This window comes from Paenibacillus sp. Root444D2, from assembly GCF_001426375.1.
In the GTDB taxonomy this organism is placed as follows: Bacteria; Bacillota; Bacilli; order Paenibacillales; family NBRC-103111; genus Paenibacillus_E.
This window is the reverse complement of the sequence record NZ_LMEO01000034.1, coordinates 139,347-158,279: the sequence shown is the minus strand read 5'-3', so window position 1 is coordinate 158,279 and position 18,933 is coordinate 139,347. Positions and strand designations below refer to the sequence as shown.

Annotated in this window: 14 protein-coding genes; 5 read left to right on the top strand and 9 right to left on the bottom strand. The window is 46.5% G+C overall.

Features of this window, described 5'->3' with window-relative positions; all coding sequences use genetic code 11:
* Positions 1–14 precede the first annotated feature (14 nt).
* The 4 genes from ASD40_RS19020 to ASD40_RS19005 all read right to left on the bottom strand — a co-directional run bounded on the left by ASD40_RS19020 (position 15) and on the right by ASD40_RS19005 (position 7,450).
* A complete protein-coding gene (locus ASD40_RS19020) occupies positions 15–3,413 on the bottom strand; it encodes a cadherin-like beta sandwich domain-containing protein (protein WP_057304738.1) in 3,399 nt (1,132 codons plus the stop codon).
* A 430-nt stretch (positions 3,414–3,843) separates the two neighbouring features.
* The gene (locus tag ASD40_RS19015; protein WP_057304737.1) at positions 3,844–4,089 is read right to left on the bottom strand and encodes a hypothetical protein; all 246 of its coding nucleotides are present in this window, start codon (positions 4,087–4,089) and stop codon (positions 3,844–3,846) included.
* Positions 4,090–4,136: 47 nt separating this feature from the next.
* Positions 4,137–6,188 carry a molybdopterin oxidoreductase family protein gene (locus ASD40_RS19010; RefSeq protein WP_057304736.1) on the bottom strand — a complete coding sequence of 684 codons (2,052 nt, stop codon included), beginning with the start codon at positions 6,186–6,188 and terminating at the stop codon, positions 4,137–4,139.
* 74 nt (positions 6,189–6,262) lie between these two features.
* The gene (locus ASD40_RS19005) at positions 6,263–7,450 is read right to left on the bottom strand and encodes a helix-turn-helix domain-containing protein (protein WP_057304735.1); all 1,188 of its coding nucleotides are present in this window, start codon (positions 7,448–7,450) and stop codon (positions 6,263–6,265) included.
* Positions 7,451–7,668: 218 nt separating this feature from the next.
* Between ASD40_RS19005 and ASD40_RS19000 the strand changes: the two genes are divergently transcribed.
* From ASD40_RS19000 to ASD40_RS18980, 5 genes are read left to right on the top strand one after another with little or no spacing between them, the layout of a single operon-like run.
* Complete coding sequence (locus tag ASD40_RS19000) at positions 7,669–8,709, top strand: ABC transporter substrate-binding protein (RefSeq protein ID WP_057304734.1); 1,041 nt, start codon at positions 7,669–7,671, stop codon at positions 8,707–8,709.
* Positions 8,710–8,759: 50 nt separating this feature from the next.
* On the top strand, positions 8,760–9,638 hold the full coding sequence (locus tag ASD40_RS18995; RefSeq protein ID WP_057304733.1) for an ABC transporter ATP-binding protein: 879 nt from the start codon (positions 8,760–8,762) through the stop codon (positions 9,636–9,638).
* Positions 9,631–10,467 carry an ABC transporter permease gene (locus ASD40_RS18990; protein ID WP_057304732.1) on the top strand — a complete coding sequence of 279 codons (837 nt, stop codon included), beginning with the start codon at positions 9,631–9,633 and terminating at the stop codon, positions 10,465–10,467. Before ASD40_RS18995 ends, ASD40_RS18990 begins: the two co-directional genes overlap by 8 nt.
* 25 nt (positions 10,468–10,492) lie before the next feature.
* Entirely contained in the window at positions 10,493–11,836 is a 1,344-nt protein-coding gene (locus ASD40_RS18985) for an LLM class flavin-dependent oxidoreductase (RefSeq protein WP_057304731.1), read from the top strand.
* Between the two features lie 26 nt (positions 11,837–11,862).
* Positions 11,863–12,795: a TauD/TfdA dioxygenase family protein gene (locus ASD40_RS18980; protein WP_057304730.1), complete on the top strand. Its 933-nt coding sequence runs from the start codon at positions 11,863–11,865 to the stop codon at positions 12,793–12,795.
* Positions 12,796–12,850: 55 nt separating this feature from the next.
* Here ASD40_RS18980 and ASD40_RS18975 read toward each other — a convergent pair whose 3' ends face one another.
* The 5 genes from ASD40_RS18975 to ASD40_RS18955 all read right to left on the bottom strand — a co-directional run bounded on the left by ASD40_RS18975 (position 12,851) and on the right by ASD40_RS18955 (position 18,879).
* Positions 12,851–13,636, bottom strand: a complete 786-nt coding sequence (locus ASD40_RS18975) for an NlpC/P60 family protein (RefSeq protein ID WP_235549309.1) — start codon at positions 13,634–13,636, stop codon at positions 12,851–12,853.
* A 792-nt stretch (positions 13,637–14,428) separates the two neighbouring features.
* Entirely contained in the window at positions 14,429–15,316 is an 888-nt protein-coding gene (sdaAA, locus tag ASD40_RS18970) for an L-serine ammonia-lyase, iron-sulfur-dependent, subunit alpha (RefSeq protein WP_057304729.1), read from the bottom strand.
* Positions 15,317–15,994, bottom strand: a complete 678-nt coding sequence (gene sdaAB, locus ASD40_RS18965; protein ID WP_057304728.1) for an L-serine ammonia-lyase, iron-sulfur-dependent subunit beta — start codon at positions 15,992–15,994, stop codon at positions 15,317–15,319.
* A gap of 110 nt (positions 15,995–16,104) precedes the next feature.
* A complete protein-coding gene (locus ASD40_RS18960; RefSeq protein WP_057304727.1) occupies positions 16,105–17,847 on the bottom strand; it encodes a protein kinase domain-containing protein in 1,743 nt (580 codons plus the stop codon).
* Between the two features lie 141 nt (positions 17,848–17,988).
* The gene (locus ASD40_RS18955) at positions 17,989–18,879 is read right to left on the bottom strand and encodes a helix-turn-helix domain-containing protein (protein ID WP_057304726.1); all 891 of its coding nucleotides are present in this window, start codon (positions 18,877–18,879) and stop codon (positions 17,989–17,991) included.
* Positions 18,880–18,933: the final 54 nt, after the last annotated feature.

Sequence of the window (18,933 nt, the reverse complement as noted above, 5' to 3'; positions counted from 1 at the left end):
CTCTTTTACGTTTGTTATTTGTCCTTGTCTTTATCCTTTTCGCTGCCTCTCATCACAATGAGCCTGTATGTTTTAGTGGAGTTATCCTCAGCTGTCACCTGAATCTCAATCGCGTTCTCACCTTTTTTCAAGTGAATAACGTCAGATGCTGCTCCATTTACAATTAATGCTCCGTTTATCGTTACCATTGCCCGGCTATCTGCAACAGTTGGCGTGATGGAGATCTTACTGGTTCCATTTGACACCAAAGCCGTGTATGCTGTTACATTCGCTTCGAATCCCGGACTTAATGTTCCCGCACTAATCGTCAAGCTGCTTAGATTCGCATTGTTTGATAACAGCCGAGTTACTGTCAGCTGATATGTCTTTGTAGAATGATCTTCGGCCGTAACAACAATGTCGATCCTATTCTCGCCTACATTTAGCTGAATGTCACTGGAAGCCTCTCCGCTAACGACGAATGCCCCGTTCACCGATATCTTTGCTTGACTGTCTGCTGCCGTTGGATGGATGCTAATGTGAGCTATCTCATTAGGCACACTGGACGTATATTCGGTTACAGCTTCATCAAATGTAGGACTTAATGTACCTGCATTGATATTCAATGCGCTTAAGGAGTTGTCCGTCGAAGGCCATATTTCCGTAGCTGTTACACCAGCTGCCTTTTCATAATTGGTCCCGATATTGTTCAAGAAATTCTTACTGACCGTAATATTTAAGCCTGCCTGCAGCTGAATCCCATTCGTATTTCCTGTTAGCGTATTCCCTGTAATTTGTACGTTTTGAGGATCTCCCTGTCCCACACTATTGGCATTTTGGTCACCATTGTCGTGTTCGAGCAGAATTCCCCAGTAATTGTCCGCTGTATTATTACGAATAAGATTATTGATAATCCGAGTACCTGGTCCGTTTAAAATATTGATCCCAACGCCGTTATTGACTGTTGTCGTGTTTTCTATCGTGTTGTGCTCGATCAACGTATCCGGAGTACCCATCGAAACGACTATGCCTTCGCGTGAGTTTTGAATGACATTGTCATGAATGTAGTTATTTGGACCCGTTTTACTGTGGTTGCTTGGCGCCGTACCGCCTGTGTTTCCAAGCCCTATGCCACCGCCGGTAAATATGTTTTCAATCGTATTACCGTGAACTTCGTTCAAATATTCCAGCTCACCATGAAGATCTATAGCATCCAATTTGGTATTGGTATAGTGATTATTTCTCAGAACGTTATTGTGCGCTACATTTTGGATGAGGGAACCATGACGCAAATACGGCCCTTCAAACGTAGAATTTTCCACCACATTCCAATACGTATCATTATCAAAACCGAGCCTATCAACCTTAGGGATTCCTTGGATCGATGTTCCATAGCCTGCTCCGCCGCCACCGAGATCGGTTGCATTGCGGAATGTACTGCCGCGAACTACGACATCATGGCTGTTCTCAATCCGAATCGCCATTCGTCTAAATCGTTCAACAGTAACCTGATCGATGGTCACGTTATAGGACGGATTCTCGCCATAGTTCGCTATGGCAATCATGCTGTCGGGTCCCCCGGCCTCTGGATTATTCGTTGTATGCTCTAAGGAAAATGTACGATTCCAAGTTGAAGTCACTGTCAGGTTCGATACGACTATATCGTGTTGATTGGATGATTTCAAGACTGAACTATTCTTGACATCGTCAATACTTGATTTCAGAAGAGTGCCTGTTTGGCTTTCTCCTCTTACGTTCACGCCAGATTTGAGTTTTATGTTAATAAACCCGTCAGGCGATGTTTTCAAGTTATACACACCATTCGGTAAAAAGACTTCATCGCCGAAAGCGGCAGCATTGATCGCATTTTGAATAGCTACACGGTCATCTTGTTCATTATCCGCTGGGTCAGCGCCATAATCTACCACATTAATCGTATTTCCCGTTACAGCATTAGGTACATGCATGGGGTGATCGGAACCATCGGGTTTCGTCAAGCCAGCCTTCGTGAAAGGAACTGTCCCTGGGGGAGCCGTTGGTGTAATATTCGGAACAATAGCAACCGGTGTATCTCCGGATAAAAAAGGTGCATAAATCATCACTTCCGTTAAGCTGGTAAAAGTACTGCCATCCGAGTTACCGTGTCCTACTACTCTTAGGAAGCGAGCATTGGTATCTGGGAAATCAAATGCCTGCATATTAACCGTACTCGCGCTGCTGCTGCCACTAAATACACTCGTCCATGTTGTAGCGTCGTTTGAGGTTTGAATATCGATAAGGGTAGCACGTTGATCTCCTTTATAAAAAGCTATGCCCACGTACCCGATACTCTTCGTTTGCCCTAAGTCAAACATGACATATTGACCATCGCCAGAAGCTGACCAACGGCTGTATAAATTGTTATCCAGTGTATTGCTCTCTACATTTCCATCGCTGCTGCTAGCATTAACTTCTACAACCTGCAAGGGAGTAACAGGTGAAGTTAACGTTGTCGCGCTATAAGTCAAAGGGGTTGAGGAATAGTTCCCAGCCGCGTCTCCGGCGATGATTTTATAGGTATAACTCGTATTTGGTGTTAATCCTTCGACGTTATAATATGTACTGCCATAAACGGTAGAAAGAACGGAGTCATTTTGATAGACCAAGTAATTGGTTACTAAAGTATCATCTGAAGCTGCTGGCCAGGTTAATTGGACAAAGTTCGTTCCCAGATTGCTTGACTTTAAGACAGCGTTGGATGGCCAAGTAGGCGGTGTATTATCGCCTTGAACCACTCGTTTCACCACCAACTGCGGCTTAGGATTGGATGCCGTCGTTTCTTTGGAATACACATTAACCGATCTGCCTAAGCCTAGTGAATCACCGACAACAAAGGACACTGCGCCATCTGATAAATGCTGTCTTACATAATCAGTCACGTCTACCGTATATAGAGCCGGCTTAGATATGGTATTTGGCTGAGTGACCGTAATCTGCCCGAGTTGAGCTAATTGAGCCAAATCCGTTTGGGGCGCTGTATTCCAAGTAATTGCTGCTTCCTGCCATGTAATATCGTTTTGAGCGAACACCTGTAAGGCGGTGTCCACGTCATTTGCACCGCTCCCCCGTTTTGCGGATATCTGCAAATAATACTTGTATGCGCTGTCCGAAACCGCAGCCACGTTAAATTTATAGTAGGCCTGTCTTTTGACTGTGTTGCTGGACAAAATGTTGTATATACCAGTTGTTGAGCTCGTTTTGGTATCAAAGTTGGTATTGGCAATTGCTGCATTCGTAGTGTCCATAGCGATAGCCGCATCTGCTGTAGGCAGCAGGGCAGCTACATCCACCTCAACATCAGTCGCCTTTCCTGGCGAAGGGATGAGGAGTAATGAGAATACCATTGAAATCATTAACATCATGGCTAGCTTTCTTTGAATGAGATGAATTTTCATGTCAACAAGCTCCTTATTCTGTTTAATAGTTTGGACACATATGTAAGCGTATACAAATCACTTTTGACCCTCATCATACTCTCTTTCAATCTAATTTTATTGTCATTTATTTAGGTCTTAGAGGGGTATTATTGGGATTTGGCTGACATGGCGGTAAGCCTCGTGCAGCCTCGAACAAATAAGCACGAAAAACGCGCTTTCAGAGAGTATTCCGCGAGCCGAAGCTCATAGATAGTACATCAAGCTAACTACTCTAGTTAATATCTCAAGTTTATATAATCCTCTGCGTGTTACCTAATTGGACAATTATGGAACAGCGGGCTGAGTTATCGAGCAACTCAAACGACAGATTTACCTAGGCGGCAAAAAGCAAAAACCGATCCACGAGGATCGGCATTCGGAATCTTTATTAACTAACCTTCTTTTTAAACTAATAGATAGGTTTCGGTTGGTACACAGGCGGTTGAGGCTGAGGGCATTGCGGGAAAGGGAGAATATCTCGTATTTGATTGAAGGCATAATGTTTGGTAGCAAATTGGGTGTGGTATAAATATTCAATTATATAAATAGACCCACCTTGAATGCTGCACAGAATACCAGAAGCACCGGTGCCGTCCATTAGGGATACACCTACTGGGCTTCCGATCCAAGCATAGGCTTTATGCTGTAATGACATAGGCCATCACCTCCTGAATTACCTTATGCGGCGAGGCGCCCAAGGGTTCAGTTTACTTCACGCTTCTGCACTCGCACACGGCCCGAGAAGAATGTAGCGCCGCCGCCCATATCGGCTACTCGGTCTGGCGTAAGCGCGTTAACCAACGCTTTGTTCCCCGGCAAATCCGCCCAAAGTCCTTGGCTCACAACCACGCCCGGGAGCACATCCGTGCCAGCCGCTACGATTAATTCGCACTCTCCGCGATCATTCCAAACACGGGCAACATCACCACTGACCAAGCCTAATGCGGACGCATCCGCCTCATTCATATGAAGCTTAGGCGTTTTCTCCATTCGAATATGCTTCTCATTATGCGCAAAAGTCGAATTCAGGAAGTTATGATTCGGTGCTGGAACGAACAAGAATGGCAGGTCACCCTCATCCACTAGTGGCTTATATGTCGGAAGTGGCGGAAAGCCTTTACTCTCCATCTCATGAGAATACAGTTCGATCTTCCCGCTCGGTGTCTTTAATTCCCCAGGGAATAACGGCTTAACATCTGCCTTGATAAACTGTTTTTCGAGTAATGTTTCATACGATATGTTATTCAGAGCTGGGTTCCCGGGATGATCCAAAGCCTGGCGAATCAAAGCTTCATCGGTATCCCTCAAAGCTTCATCCTCATAGCCCATCTCCGCCGCCAACAAACGAAACACATCCACATTCGCTTTGCTTTCCCCATGAGGAGCCATGACGGGAAGCTGAAGGTGCACATATTGATGCCAATAGGAGCGGTAAAAGTCCGTGTTTTCAAATGAGGACGTTGCTGGAAGCACAATATCCGCGAACTTCGCTGTTTCGGTCAGAAACAGGTCATGAACAACGGTAAACAGGTCCTCCCGTTGAAGTCCCTCTCTCACCTTATTCGCATGAGGAGCAACTAACGCCGGATTGGAATTGTACACATAAAGCGATCGAATAGGCGGATCAAGCTCCAGCAAGGCGTTCCCGAGTAAATTCATATTGATTTGCCGAGCTTCCTTCTTCCGCAAGTCAGGTCGCTGTAAAGCTGGAATATTGTGCTCCAAGTAACTGCCATTACCTTTAATCGCGCCGCCGCCTTTATGCAGCCACTGTCCCGTTAACGCCGGCAAGCAGGCTATGGTCCGCACACACATACCGCCGTTATCATGGTGCTGAATGCCGTTTCCAATCCGAATGAAAGATGGTGAAGTCTGACCGTATAAGCGAGCTAATCGATAGAGGTCATTGACAGGTACGCCCGTTATTGTAGATACCACAGAAGGTTCATATTGACGCACATGTTCCCTTAGCTCCTCATGCCCAGCGGTATATTGCTGCATAAACGCTTCATCTACTAAATTCTCAGCGAACAAGATATGCATGATTCCAAGAGCAAGCGCAGCGTCTGTTCCTGGCAAAATCGGAATAAACCAGTCCGCCCAGCGGCCTGTTTGGTTCTTATGAGCGTCAATCACGATGATTTGCGCGCCATTCTTACGGGCTTTTTCAGCCAACATAACCTGATGCATATTCGTGCTGACCGCATTAATGCCCCACATGATGATCAGCTTGGCATGAACCGTATCCTCAGGATCCGTCCCGAAGCTGCCTCCCATCGTATACTTGTAGCCTTCTGTGCCTGCTGATTCGCAGATGGAATAAAGCAGTCGGCTTGCTCCCATCCGATTGAAAAAGCGGCGATCCATCCCTTCCGTCCCAATCCGTCCCATGTTGCCATAGAAGCTATAAGGCAGAATAGACTCGGCTCCCTCATCTGCGATTAGCTGCTTCCAGCGACTAGTAATGGTTTCGATTGCTTCTTCCCAGGTAATTCTTTCAAACTGGCTGCCTTCACCCTTAGGCCCCACGCGCTTCATGGGATACTGCAGCCTTTTATCATCATATATACGAGCCGTCATGTTGCGTACTTTATTGCAAATAGCCCCTTGTGTTACCGGGTGATTCGGGTCTCCCTCTATTTTAACGATCTTTCCAGCTTCTTTATGAAGCAGCAGGCCGCATTGATCTGGACAATCCAGTGAGCATACGGCTGGGAAAATACCATTTTGTTCATCACGCATCGTTGTAAGCATTTGGCACTCCTTTCAACACTTCAATTCTTTTTTACTATATACCGAAATGAAGCGAAGCGAAAGCCTCTTTACATTTAGTACAACTGCTCCACGGCCCAATCCCCTTCCAGTGGTTCGCAGCTCAGTTGGGGCAGCTTTAATGCCTTAATGGCTAGTTGCAAATATTCACCTTTGAAGCAGACTTCTTTGGATAATGGCAGTGATAGCTGCTGTAGAGCGTTCATATCCTTCGAATAAAAAGCAGCGTCCCATCGTACTTTAGCGATTATGCATGCTGTAATTTCTGGAGGTATTCCTTTGGCCCTGGAAATAAGCTCGGCAGCTGCATAAGGATTAGTGCGGATAAAGGCATGGACCCGTACATGTGCTTTTAAGTAGGCAACTGCGTCACCTTCATGATGTCGCGCCCAATTCTCATCAGCAACAATTCCCGTTAAATAATTCTCCCCCATTCCCTCTGGAAAAAGCACCTGACCTACGCCGTGGTATTGAGCCAAGCTAATATACGGCTCCCACATGACACTTCCGGCAAGCTTCCGCTTCACGATGCCCGCCATACATTCATCCATTTCTTTATGTTCAAAATGATTCTCATCACCTCCAAGCGATTGAAGCAGCTTCGATAAACGATAACCCGCACTCGATTGCGCTGCCGATGAAAGCGGCCACTGGCAGATCTCCGAAATATCGTTGATCTCCAGCCCTTTGCGCATAACAAGTGAAATCCCTTGCCCACCGGAGGTTTTGCCGTCAAAGGCTAGTAGAATAGGACGAAATGCAGGCAGCGTCTGACTGAGTGATTGACTAAGTACAATCGGATAGTCTCCCATGGAAGCAATCTGAACGCTGCCCCCAATCAATCCCTGCAGCAGCAACGTTCCGTTAGCTGCATCCAACCATTTTACATGCACAGGACGGCTAGGATTCGCTAAGATGAGCTCTTCCTCCAACCAGCCAAGCTCTTTCATGATGAGCGCTGTCCACATATGGGCCGTTCCGCTTTGATAACCAACTGTAATCGTGGGCTGATCCTTAGAAGCAACGGTTGTTGGTGCGCCCGAGGCAAGTGACGGATTCTGTATGCGAAAAGAGTGATGACGAACCCACTGCTCTAGCTCATTCTTATCAATTAAGATTTCTTTCCCTATTTTCACAAAAGGAAGCTGCTTTAATTTACGCCATCTGTCAAAGGTGGATCTGCTTACACCAAGCAAATCGATCGCATCATGCAAAGAAATGAGGTTGAATCGCTGGTTGGTCATGGTCATCGCGCCTCCTGCCGGGGTTAAGATGGTCATTCATCGTCATTCATGTTCATGTGTTTCCATTTCATTGACAGTTGGGTGGGCTGAGATTATATTTCATTATAGAAATATATTCATAGTAAGTCTATAGGAATTATACAATTTAAAACCGAGCCATTGGAGATAGCTTGGTCAGAAAGTCAACGAAAGCAAATTATCATTAGGGGGATATGAACATGACTCATTTCGCTAAAAAAGGTTGCATGACAGGCATCGTATTACTTCTTGCTTCCTCATTACTATTGACAGCCTGCGGCAAAAAAGAGGCGACTGCATCAGCGAGCGGCGGCGCACCTGAAGTAACTGAGCTTCGCTATCAAGGAGGTGTTGGCTCCGTTACTTTTCCAGAGTTAGCTGAGGACTTGGGATACCTTGCCCCTTTGAAACTGAAATTTATCGGTAACACGATTAGTGGTCCTCAAGATATTCAAGCCGTCGTTACGGGGGATACCGACTTTGGCGGAGCTTTTAATGGTGCCATCGTGAAATTGATATCTGCCAAAGCTCCTATTAAGCCAGTGATTGCTTATTATGGTGTCGATGAGAACACGTGGACGGGATATTACGTTTTAGATGGCAGTCCTATCAAGTCTGCAAAGGATTTGATTGGCAAAAAAATCGCGGTGAATACACTAGGTGCTCACCATGAATTCGTCATTAAGGAATATCTGCACAGAGCCGGCTTAACGACGGAGGAAATAAAGCAGGTAACGCTTGTTGTCGTACCGCCGGTCACAACGGAACAGACGCTGCGCGCGGAACAGATTGATGCAGCTGCACTAGGCGGTGTACTGCGTGACAAAGCGCTGGAGCGCGGCGGCATTCATCCTTTGTTTAAGGATATCGATCTGTTTGGCACCTTTAGTGCCGGCAGTTATGTCCTGACTGATAAATTCATCAAGGCGAATCCGAATGCCTCTCGAAAATTTGTTGAAGCAACCGCCAAAGCGATTGAGTGGGCTCGCACAACACCGCGGGATGAAGTCGTTGCTCGTTATGAGAAAATCATTAACGCACGAGGCAGAAAAGAAGATACTTCTACTGTGAAGTTTTGGAAAAGCACCGGTGTTGCCGGTAAAGGCGGTTTGATCTCCGACAAGGAATTCGATACTTGGATCCATTGGCTTGTGAACGAAGGCGTCATCAAAGAAGGGCAATTGAAGGTCAAAGATTTGTACACGAATGAATTCAATCCTTTTGTTAACGAGAAAAAGTAACTGCTTATAAAGCCAGTCCCACTGGCGAAACCATTAAGGAGGTGCTGTAAATGACAGCTAAAATAAGCATTCAGCATGTGCAGAAATCGTTTCGAATCCAAAGAAACCTGGGGCATTTGAAAGAGGATTCACAGCCTATTTCCGCCCTAAAGGATATCAATCTGGAGGTGAAGAAGGGCGAATTCATGGTTATCGTCGGCCCAAGCGGCTGCGGCAAATCAACCTTGCTAGACTTACTTGCGGGCTTAACAAAGCCAAACAGCGGGCAGATTTTGTTAGATGGCAAGGCCATTACAGGACCGAATCTGGATCGCGGTATTGTGTTTCAGCAGTATGCGCTTTTCCCTTGGAAGACGACGCTGGCGAATGTAGAGTTTGGCCTCGAAGCCAAAGGGGTGGGTCGCAAAGAACGCCGCAAAATTGCCCTAGAGTTTATTCATCTGGTTGGGCTTGCCGGCTTCGAAAACCGTTATCCCCATGAGATTTCAGGAGGCATGAAGCAGCGGGTTGCGATCGCCAGAAGCTTGGCCTACGATCCCGAAGTGCTGCTGATGGATGAACCCTTCGCTGCGCTGGATGCGCAAACACGTGAAACCCTGCAAAGCGAACTGCTGCGTATTTGGGAGGCTACGAAAAAAACGATTATTTTCATCACGCATGGCATTGAAGAAGCGGTTTACTTAGGCCAGCGTGTCGCTGTAATGACCTCTCGTCCAGGGAGAATCAAGAAAGTCATTGATATCCCTTTTGAATCACGAAGAAGTGAAGAAGATTTACGATCTCATCCTGACTTCGTCAAGCTGCGCCATGAGGTGTGGGATTTGCTTAAAGACGAAGTAACGAGAGCCCAGGAGCAAGAGATAGCCAAGAGCTTGGATGGCTTTGAGCACAATAAATCTGAATTAATAGGGGGCATTATGAATGGCTAGTGTGAATGCGGGGAAAGCCCTAGTTCTTCGTGAAAAAGAAAGCTTTGATGTCGTCAGTTGGTCCTTAGCAAAGCTAAGAAAACTGTTCAAAAATGCGATTGTCATCGTGGCCTTGCTTTTCGTATGGGAAGTGGCACCTCGCGCAGGGCTCGTTGATCGAACGTTCTTCCCTCCAATCTCCGAAATTGCGGCTGCTTGGTGGCAGTTGCTGCTGTCGGGAGATCTTATCGAGCATACGATAGCCAGTTTATCGCGTTCTTTGGGCGGATTTACACTAGCAATCGTCATCAGCATCCCTCTTGGTCTGGCCATCGGTTGGTGGAAGCCCGTATCGGAATATCTCAACCCACTGCTCGAGTTATTGCGAAATACGGCCGCACTTGCCATACTTCCGGTTTTCATCCTATTACTCGGACTTGGTGAAACTTCTAAGATTGCTATCGTGCTGTATGCCTGCACGTTCCCGCTTCTACTGAACACCATAAGCGGCGTCAAAAATGTCGATCCACTTTTGATCAAATCAGCTCGTTCCATGGGTTTATCGCCAGTCAGCTTGTTTCGCAAAGTGATTATTCCCGCTGCGACTCCGACTATCTTTGTAGGTATTCGGCAGGCTGGAGCCGGCTCTATTCTAGTGCTCGTTGCCGCTGAGATGGTTGGTGCGAAGTCGGGTCTCGGTTACTTAATTCAATACACACAGTTCAGCTTTCAAATCACGAATATGTACGCTGGCATTATCTCTATTTCGGTTATTGGTTTAATCATTAATTATCTGCTCGTTACGCTGGAGAAGAGATTAACGGGCTGGAAGCAAACCTATAGTGAATAAAAAAATAAAAGGTGCGTGAGTGATCATGAGTAAAGCGAAAAGACAACTGCATTTAAATGTATTCATCATGAATACGGGACATCATGAAGCATCATGGAGACACAAGAACACAGAGCCGGAGAATATTACGGATATTCGATATTTTCAACGGATTGCGCAAATTGCGGAACAGGCTAAATTCGACTCCCTCTTCTTGGCGGATGGGTTAGCGGTCAGTCAAAACATTAAACATGGCGCGTTTGTTGGGCTTGAACCCTTCACTTTGCTATCTGCCTTAGCGTCGGTGACCGATCATATCGGGCTTATCGGCACCGTCTCTACAACGTATAACGAACCCTTTCATGTTGCGCGCAAATTTGCCTCGTTGGATCACATAAGTAAGGGGCGCGCAGGCTGGAATATTGTCACATCCGGAAGCTCCTTCGAGGCTAGCAATTTCAGCAAAGATGACCATTTGGAGCACAGCAAGCGCTATGAACGGGCCAAAGAATTCTTAGACGTAACGACCAGTCTATGGGACAGCTGGGAAGATGAAGCCCTGATCATTGATCGAGAATCGGGCACCTTCGCAGATCGAAGTAAGGTCCGGGAAATCAATCATGTCGGCGATACCTTCAAAGTGCGCGGACCTCTGAATATTCCAAGGTCTCCGCAGGGATATCCTGTGCTTGTTCAAGCGGGCTCTTCCGAATCCGGCAAAGAATTCGCCGCTCAGTATGCAGAGGCCATATTCACTGCTCAACAAACACTGGTAGAGGCCCAACAGTTTTATTCCGATGTAAAATCAAGACTTGCCAAGTATGGTCGATCTCCTGACCAGTTGAAAATCTTACCGGGCATCTGCCCCATCATCGGTCGCACCGAATCGGAAGCCAAAGAAAAAGAGCAGGAATTAAACGAATTAACCGTTCCGGAATATGGGCTAAATCAGTTATCCAATATGTTGAACATTGATTTATTCTCCTATCCGTTAGATGGACCTCTGCCAGAGCTGCCAAGCTTGTCCGACATCAATGGGAATAAAAGCCGCTTCCAGCTGGTCGCTGATTTAGCGAAGCGCGACAATTTAACCATTCGCGGGCTGCTTCACCGTCTAGCTGGCGGACGCGGTCATCGTACGTTTGCTGGTACGCCTATCCAAATAGCTGATCAGCTGGAAGAGTGGTTCTTACACGGAGGCAGTGACGGCTTTAATGTGATGCCGCCTTATTTACCTGCCGGATTGGAAGAATTCGCACAGTTCGTCATACCCGAATTGCAGCGAAGAGGATTGTTCCGAACGGAATATTCAGGAACTACCCTGCGGGGACATTTGGGCTTATCTCGGCCTGCTAATCAGTATGCGACTGCTGCCGTTGGAGGCGCATAAATATAATTAAAATGGAGGTAATTCGTATGAGTACAAATGAACAAGTAAAGGTAACTCCCAGTCACATTGAGGTGCTTCCGGTTGCAGGCAGAATTGGCGCAGAAATAAAAGGGGTGAGCCTTAACGCTGATCTGGATACTCAGACGGTTAGGACGATCCGCGAAGCGTTATTGCAGCATAAAGTCATTTTCATTCGTGATCAGCATCAGCTGGATGACGCGGGACAGGAAGCTTTTGCTCGCCTGCTTGGTGACCCTGTTGCTCATCCGACGGTGCCAATTAAAACTGGAACTGATTACGTTCTTGAGCTTGATTCCGCTCATAGCGGGCGGGCCGATTCTTGGCATACCGATGTGACCTTCGTCGATGCTTACCCTCAGGCCTCTGTACTTCGTGCCGTTGTAGTTCCCGCTTCCGGCGGCGACACGGTTTGGGCAAATACGGCTGCAGCTTATGAGCACCTCCCCTCTGAGCTGCGTACCCTCGTGGACCAGCTATGGGCACTGCATAGCAATGACTACGATTACGCCGCGCAGCGTCCTGAAGTCTCTCCCGAGAAAGAACGTCATCATCGGGAAGTGTTTGCCTCCACGGTGTATGAAACCGAGCATCCGATCGTTCGCGTGCATCCCGAGACGGGTGAACGCACCCTTGTGCTTGGCCATTTTGCGAAGAAAATCCTGGGCCTTTCTTCCGCGGATTCTGCCCAACTATTGTCTCTACTTCAAAGCCATATTACCAAGCTGGAAAATACGGTACGTTGGCGCTGGTCTGCCGGAGATGTCGTGATCTGGGACAATCGCGCAACGCAGCATTACGCGATCAACGATTACGGTGACCAGCATCGGATTGTGCGCCGAGTCACGGTAGACGGTGATATTCCAGTGAGTATCGATGGCCGACAGAGTGTAACGAGCATCAAACAGCCATCCGATTCGTTAACCAAGACGAGTGCTTAAATAAATGACCCACTACAAGGTTGGCTAATTGTCCTTGTAGTGGGTCATTTATTTGCTAATCCAATATTCCGCCGCCCAGAATGAAGCGGTACTGCAAATGAAAATGATTTTTAATAATCTGATCGATCCGAACCCCGCCTGTTTTCTTCGAAGCCGAATGAATGATCTTCCCGTCTCCTAAATAAATTCCCATATGACTAATGGGCTTCTGTGAAGCATCCAGCCCTGCATAATCCGCTGCCCGATTACCTCGAAAACTCGTAAAGAACAATAAATCTCCCCGCCGTGCTTTGCTTATATCACGGTACTTGCGTTTAGACAAGGCATCTACATAGGCGGCCTGATTTTTGGCATCCCAAGGCAAATCCATCCCGAGTGCATACAAATACACCCAACGCGTAAAATCAGAGCAATCAAACGAAGAAGGCTCCAATCTGTCAGAGCCATACACATAAGGTGTCCCCAGATAACCGATGGCCGTATCTATCACGTTCTCTACATAGCTTCCTTGTTTGGGAACAATAGCGGGATTGGGGAAAGCCTGAATCAACGGGAAGCCGTTAGGTAAGAGCGCCTGTTTCGTACTTCCCGTCGCCATGCTCCTCACCTGGTTTGTCGTGAAGTGCTGTTCTACCCCCAAATCCCCTATATATAGCTCCGCATCACTGCTCGTTAAATTCCAGTCCGACATTCTGTTATCGGTCTCACGCTCCATTGCAAGGTTCGAATGCTCCTTAATACCCTGCTGCTCCATTTTTGATTTCTGGGAGCATCCGCTAAGCATAGAAAATGTGCAAGCCAGCAACAAACTAAAGACGATTTTTCGCATCATCAATGTCATCCAATAAACCCCTTGTCCAGTGATGCTGTTAGGATGCCAAAATTTTGTAAAAACAAACATGATGAAAACATCGTCTCAGCAGCATTCTGCGTTAGGATGAGCCGATTCCAGCGCCTTTAAAGATGTTTTTCATCGTTACGGAGCCAATTTCTTGCGCTCCCACCACTGTAACGATGAAAAACATCGTCTCAGCAGCATTCTGCGTCAGGTGGGATCGACCCCAGCGACTTTAAGGATGTTTTTCATCGTTACGGAGTCAATTTCTCGCGCTCCCACCATTGTAACGATGAAAAACATCGTCTCAGCAGCATTCTGCGTCAGGTGGGGTCGATCCCAGTGACTTTAAGGATGTTTTTCATCRTTACGGAGCCAATTTCTCGCGCYCCCACCACTGTAACGATGAAAAACATCGTCTCAGCAGCATTCTGCGCCTGATGGGGTCGACCCCAGCGACTTTAAGGATGTTTTTCATCGTTACGGAGCCAATTTCTCGCGCYCCCACCWYTGTAACGATGAAAAACAATGAAAAACATCGCCTCAGCAGCATTCTGCGTCAGGTGGGGTCGATCCCAGTGGCTTTAAGGATGTTTTTCATCGTTACGGAGTCAATTTCTCGCACTCCCACCACTGTATCGATGAAAAACATCGTCTCAGCAGCATTCTGCGTCAGGTGGGGCGAATCCCGTGAATTTCCTGGGAATATGATCACCAGACTGTCTTAAGAATAAAACATCCTTCGGATGACGAACAAAAAAAGCCCGCAGGCGAAAACCCCACCCACAGACTTGATTTCTAACGCTGCTTCTTACCCAGATTCAGCTCTTTCATGATTTGTTGGCCTGTCGGTGTCTGAGCTAAGCCGCCTTTGGCTGTCTCCCGGTGTTTCTCTGGCATTGCCGTGCCTACTTCATACATCACTTGAACGACTTCATCCGAAGGGATGACGGATCTGACACCGGCCAAAGCCATATCGGCTGCTGCCATCGCATTAACCGCACCGAATCCATTACGGACAATACAAGGAATTTCAACCAAACCGCCAACGGGGTCGCATATGAGCCCCAATGTGTTCTTCAGAGCAAGCCCCACTGCGTGCATCGCCTGTTCCGGCGTACCGCCGCGAAGCTCCACTAGCGCACCAGCCGCCATACCAATGGCGGACCCAACTTCAGCTTGGCATCCTCCTTCAGCACCGGAGACGAAGGAGTTGTTGGCGATGACATAACCGATGGCACCGGCGCTTAACAAGCCTTTTACCATATGGTCGTCATCCCATCCAAATCGCTGCTGACTGCTAATGAAAACACCTGGGATAATTCCGCAGGAGCCAGCCGTCGGCGTAGCGATAATACGTCCCATGGATGCGTTGACTTCTGATACGGCGAGTGCATAAGCCATCGCTTTGCAGGCCTCTTCGCCTAAGGACGCTTCTGTCGTTGTCATATAGCTCGCAACACGCTGCGCGTCTTTCCCTGTCAACCCACTCCGGGAGGTTGTATCTTCCGTCAATCCTTTGGCGACAGCTTCTTTCATGATTTGGTAATACGCCCGCATCTTCTCGAATACATACTCAGGTGATTTTCCCGATTCTTGGCTTTGGTCAGCAAGCATGACTTCTGCAATGGTTAATCCTTCGGAAGCACATACTTCCGTTAATTGTTTCAATGTCCGGAATCTCATTTATTCGCCTCTTTCTGCGAGGTCTACTTTTTTTATTTCGTGTATCATACTTAAATTCTTAAGCTCCCCTATAAGCGAATCCGGAATCGATACATCCGTTTCGATCACTGTCATCGCTTCCCGGTCGCGGCCTTTCCGATCCAAATCCATGAAACCGATATTGATTTCGCTGCGCCCCAATAAGGCAGTAATATCTGCAATCATTCCTGGACGGTCATGATGGGAAATAACTAAAGTAGGGTATACCGCTGTAAATTTCACATCAAATTGATTCACATTAACGATCTCAACATTGCCTCCGCCGATTGATGCTCCCGTCATACTCAATTCCCGTGTATCCGAAGAAAGTATGAATCGAACGGTGTTGGGATGATCAGCCTTATCTTTACTTGTAAGGAAGGCAATCTCCACACCAAGCGCTTCAGCCTCTTCGGCAGCAGCAGGAATACGCGGATCATCGGTTTCATAATCCAGTAGACCGCCAATGAGCGCCAAATCGGTGCCATGCCCCCGGTAAGTATCGGCGAAGGAACCGTATAGTATGATTTCAACCTTCTTCGGCTGTTCGCCAAGCAGTTGTCTGGCAACACGTCCTAGCCTGACCGCTCCCGCGGTATGAGAGCTTGATGGACCGATCATAGATGGTCCGATGATCGAAAACACATCTTTAAAACGCATCATGCAGCTCTCCTAACATATAGTGTTGTTACCTTTACTCCCATTGTATGAAGCCAATACAATAAAGACAAGTCTTCAATGCGTCCTTATATTCTCATATTATCACAATCTCATTCAGCAATTGGAGTGGCTTGGAGCAAATTCAATTGTGTGGCCACAGTGACTGCCCTCACGCGGTTATTGACGTGCAATTTACCGAAAAGATTTCGCATATGCACCTTGACTGTCCCCGCGGACATCACTAATCGCACAGCGATTTCTTTATTGGATAATCCTGCCGCCATCCACTGCAAGACTTCAATCTCCCGTTCTGTTAAAGGGACGATGGGAGACGTAAGTGCTCCTCCGATCTTAGGCTCTTGAATGCTCTGCGAACTGCCGTAATAACCTAGCAATCTTTGCACATAGTTGATTTGCGAAGCCAGCATGTGCAAGACACCTAACCGCTCTGCAGCAAAAACACCAGACGTCAAATTATTTTCCAAATAAAGCACTCCCTGCAGTTCCCCTTGTGCAATGATAGGCAGCCCTAATACGGATTTGGGTTTATGCAGTTGGACATAGGTGTCTTGTGTAAATAGTCCTTCCCTTGCTGCATCTTCCAGGATGACAAAATGACGCTTAATGGCTACATAACTGATTATGTTCTGGCAAACGTTCTCATACTGACTTAGCGGAATACCACCCCTTAAGGGTTGTTCTCTGCTTTCCGCTTCCACAATCTGCTCCACATAAAGTTCCGCTGAACGTATGGCTACAAAACAACCTCTCTGCGCCCCCGCAACCTCGATTAAAATACTCATTAATTTGGAGAGGAGATGATAGGAATCCGTCTCTTCTGAGAAAGCTTGAGAGGCTCGCATGACGGCCGCTAGTTCTAGCACCTGTGAGTATCCGTTGCTTGTCTCGCTTGTCTCAAATTCTGTTCTCTCTGATAACATGATAGGTTTATCCGAAGAATCACGATTTATCTCTAACAGCAGCGGCCCATCTTGCTGAGCAATCCTAAATCGCTCACAATCGCCGTTTTCCTCCCACTGCTGCAAGCAATTCTCTAAATCCATTCGCAATCCATACGCACTCTTATATCTGCGATCCATTGTTTTCTCAAGAAGTTTCATTATGATCTCATCGATAATCGCAGGTACTTGCGAATTGAATGTTAATAATGGAAGAGGCGTTTTGGCTAAGTGAGCATGAGCCCATTCTAGCGGATCCTTCGCATGAAAAGGAAGTTGACCTGCTAGCATTTCATAGAAAGTTACCCCTAAAGAGTAAAGATCGGTGCCTCCATCCACAACGCGGTTCAATTGCCCCGTACGCTCTGGTGCCATATAAGGGGGAGAGCCCTCAATAAGCGGCATGTTCCTTGCTTGTCTGCCCCCGTCCATCGATAACACAGAGTGTCCCATGCCCGTCAAACTAACTCGTAAAGAGGATGGCACTACGACAATCGTATCCGGTCTGATATTCATGTGTACGATATGTATTTTATGCAGTTGCTCCAGCACACGCGCTATTTGAATCGCAATCTTAAGAAAAACAGGAATAGATATCTGACCAGATTGAGCAAAATGACGCAGTGTCAATCCATGTACCCATTCAGTAGCCAAGACTAGGACATTTCCTTGTCTTAATAAGGCGATTGGTTTGATAACACCTTGTATATTTAAACTTCCGACTATTTCATATTCATTAATAAGCTTCGCATTTTCTATAATCGCTCTATGGCCTTCCTTAACAATCTTTAAAAGCACCTCGCAAGCATGTTCATCAGAGGTAGCGTGGCAAACGATAATCGTTGGGTCTTCAAAAATAACTTGATGAATTTGATAACCAGTTACGGTAATCATGATGTCGGCTCCTTTAATCAAAAAAGGTAGAGTCTTTCATCATAGTAACATATTCGACGACAATTCGCCCTTACATGTGAAAAAGCGATCCCTCCCTTGTGGAACTAGGGAAATGATCACTTTTCGAAAATATATGAACATTTATTTAATTTGGCTGTCCACACTCATTTTGCGAAGATATTGTTTAGGGGTACATCCGTTGAATCGTTTAAACAACTCGTAGAAATGAGCCATATTCTCTATCCCAACAGACTCGGCAATTTCGTTCACACTACGGTTTTCGGTAACAAGCCGCCGCTCCGCTTTGGAAATACGCTTTTGATTGACGTAATCGGTAAACGAGGATCCCATCTTTTTTTTGAAATATTTGGAGAAGTAAGTGTAACTCATACCAGCGATTTGGCTCACTGCTCCCATGTCTATTTTCTCTGTCAAATGGTCATCCACATAAGCAACAAGCGACCGAATGATATCAACATCGGCATCCACATTGACATGCGTCGTTAACAACTCCCGGTTGTCATTGCGAAACAGCATCAAGAGTAGATGCTTGATATGCATGCTGACTGCGATTTCATAGCCTTTATTTTTGCCCATAACCTCATTATGTGTATCTGTGATAATCATGCCAATTTCCTTCTTCACCTTTTCGTTTTCCTGAAAAATGTAATTCAGCTCTTCTAATGGATGAAATATTTCTAAAAAATGCCGGTAATACATCATCATAGCTGGATCGAAATAAGGTTGAAGGTCAATGTGCAGCACGATGTAGACGAGATCCTTATCGCCGATCTTTCGTCCTCTGTGCAATTGGGAAGAACCGATAACCACCACATCCCCGGCATTAAGCGAGTAGACATGATTAGGTGTCTGAATTTCGTGAGTCCCTTCTTCAACCAGTATCAACTCAACCTCTTTATGGTAGTGCCAGGGATTCAATTCTTTCTGTTCTTTTCCCGACTGGGTAAATCTCCACACCTTCATACATAACGACGCGTTTTGATAGGGGATCGGCTCTTTAAAAATTTCCATAGATTTCAATCACCGCACTTTCAATCAGCACTAATATGGATACAAAAAGAATAA

What these genes read in the sequence shown, in the direction of transcription:
- ASD40_RS19000 (WP_057304734.1), top strand. Translation starts at nt 7,669, where the DNA reads ATGACTCATTTCGCTAAAAAAGGTTGCATGACAGGCATCGTATTACTT.
- ASD40_RS18995 (WP_057304733.1), top strand. Translation starts at nt 8,760, where the DNA reads ATGACAGCTAAAATAAGCATTCAGCATGTGCAGAAATCGTTTCGAATC.
- sdaAA (WP_057304729.1), bottom strand. Translation starts at nt 15,316, where the DNA reads ATGAGATTCCGGACATTGAAACAATTAACGGAAGTATGTGCTTCCGAA.
- ASD40_RS18975 (WP_235549309.1), bottom strand. Translation starts at nt 13,636, where the DNA reads ATGACATTGATGATGCGAAAAATCGTCTTTAGTTTGTTGCTGGCTTGC.
- sdaAB (WP_057304728.1), bottom strand. Translation starts at nt 15,994, where the DNA reads ATGCGTTTTAAAGATGTGTTTTCGATCATCGGACCATCTATGATCGGT.
- ASD40_RS18990 (WP_057304732.1), top strand. Translation starts at nt 9,631, where the DNA reads ATGGCTAGTGTGAATGCGGGGAAAGCCCTAGTTCTTCGTGAAAAAGAA.
- ASD40_RS18985 (WP_057304731.1), top strand. Translation starts at nt 10,493, where the DNA reads ATGAGTAAAGCGAAAAGACAACTGCATTTAAATGTATTCATCATGAAT.
- ASD40_RS19010 (WP_057304736.1), bottom strand. Translation starts at nt 6,188, where the DNA reads ATGCTTACAACGATGCGTGATGAACAAAATGGTATTTTCCCAGCCGTA.
- ASD40_RS18960 (WP_057304727.1), bottom strand. Translation starts at nt 17,847, where the DNA reads ATGATTACCGTAACTGGTTATCAAATTCATCAAGTTATTTTTGAAGAC.
- ASD40_RS18980 (WP_057304730.1), top strand. Translation starts at nt 11,863, where the DNA reads ATGAGTACAAATGAACAAGTAAAGGTAACTCCCAGTCACATTGAGGTG.
- ASD40_RS18955 (WP_057304726.1), bottom strand. Translation starts at nt 18,879, where the DNA reads ATGGAAATTTTTAAAGAGCCGATCCCCTATCAAAACGCGTCGTTATGT.
- ASD40_RS19005 (WP_057304735.1), bottom strand. Translation starts at nt 7,450, where the DNA reads ATGACCAACCAGCGATTCAACCTCATTTCTTTGCATGATGCGATCGAT.
- ASD40_RS19015 (WP_057304737.1), bottom strand. Translation starts at nt 4,089, where the DNA reads ATGTCATTACAGCATAAAGCCTATGCTTGGATCGGAAGCCCAGTAGGT.
- ASD40_RS19020 (WP_057304738.1), bottom strand. Translation starts at nt 3,413, where the DNA reads ATGAAAATTCATCTCATTCAAAGAAAGCTAGCCATGATGTTAATGATT.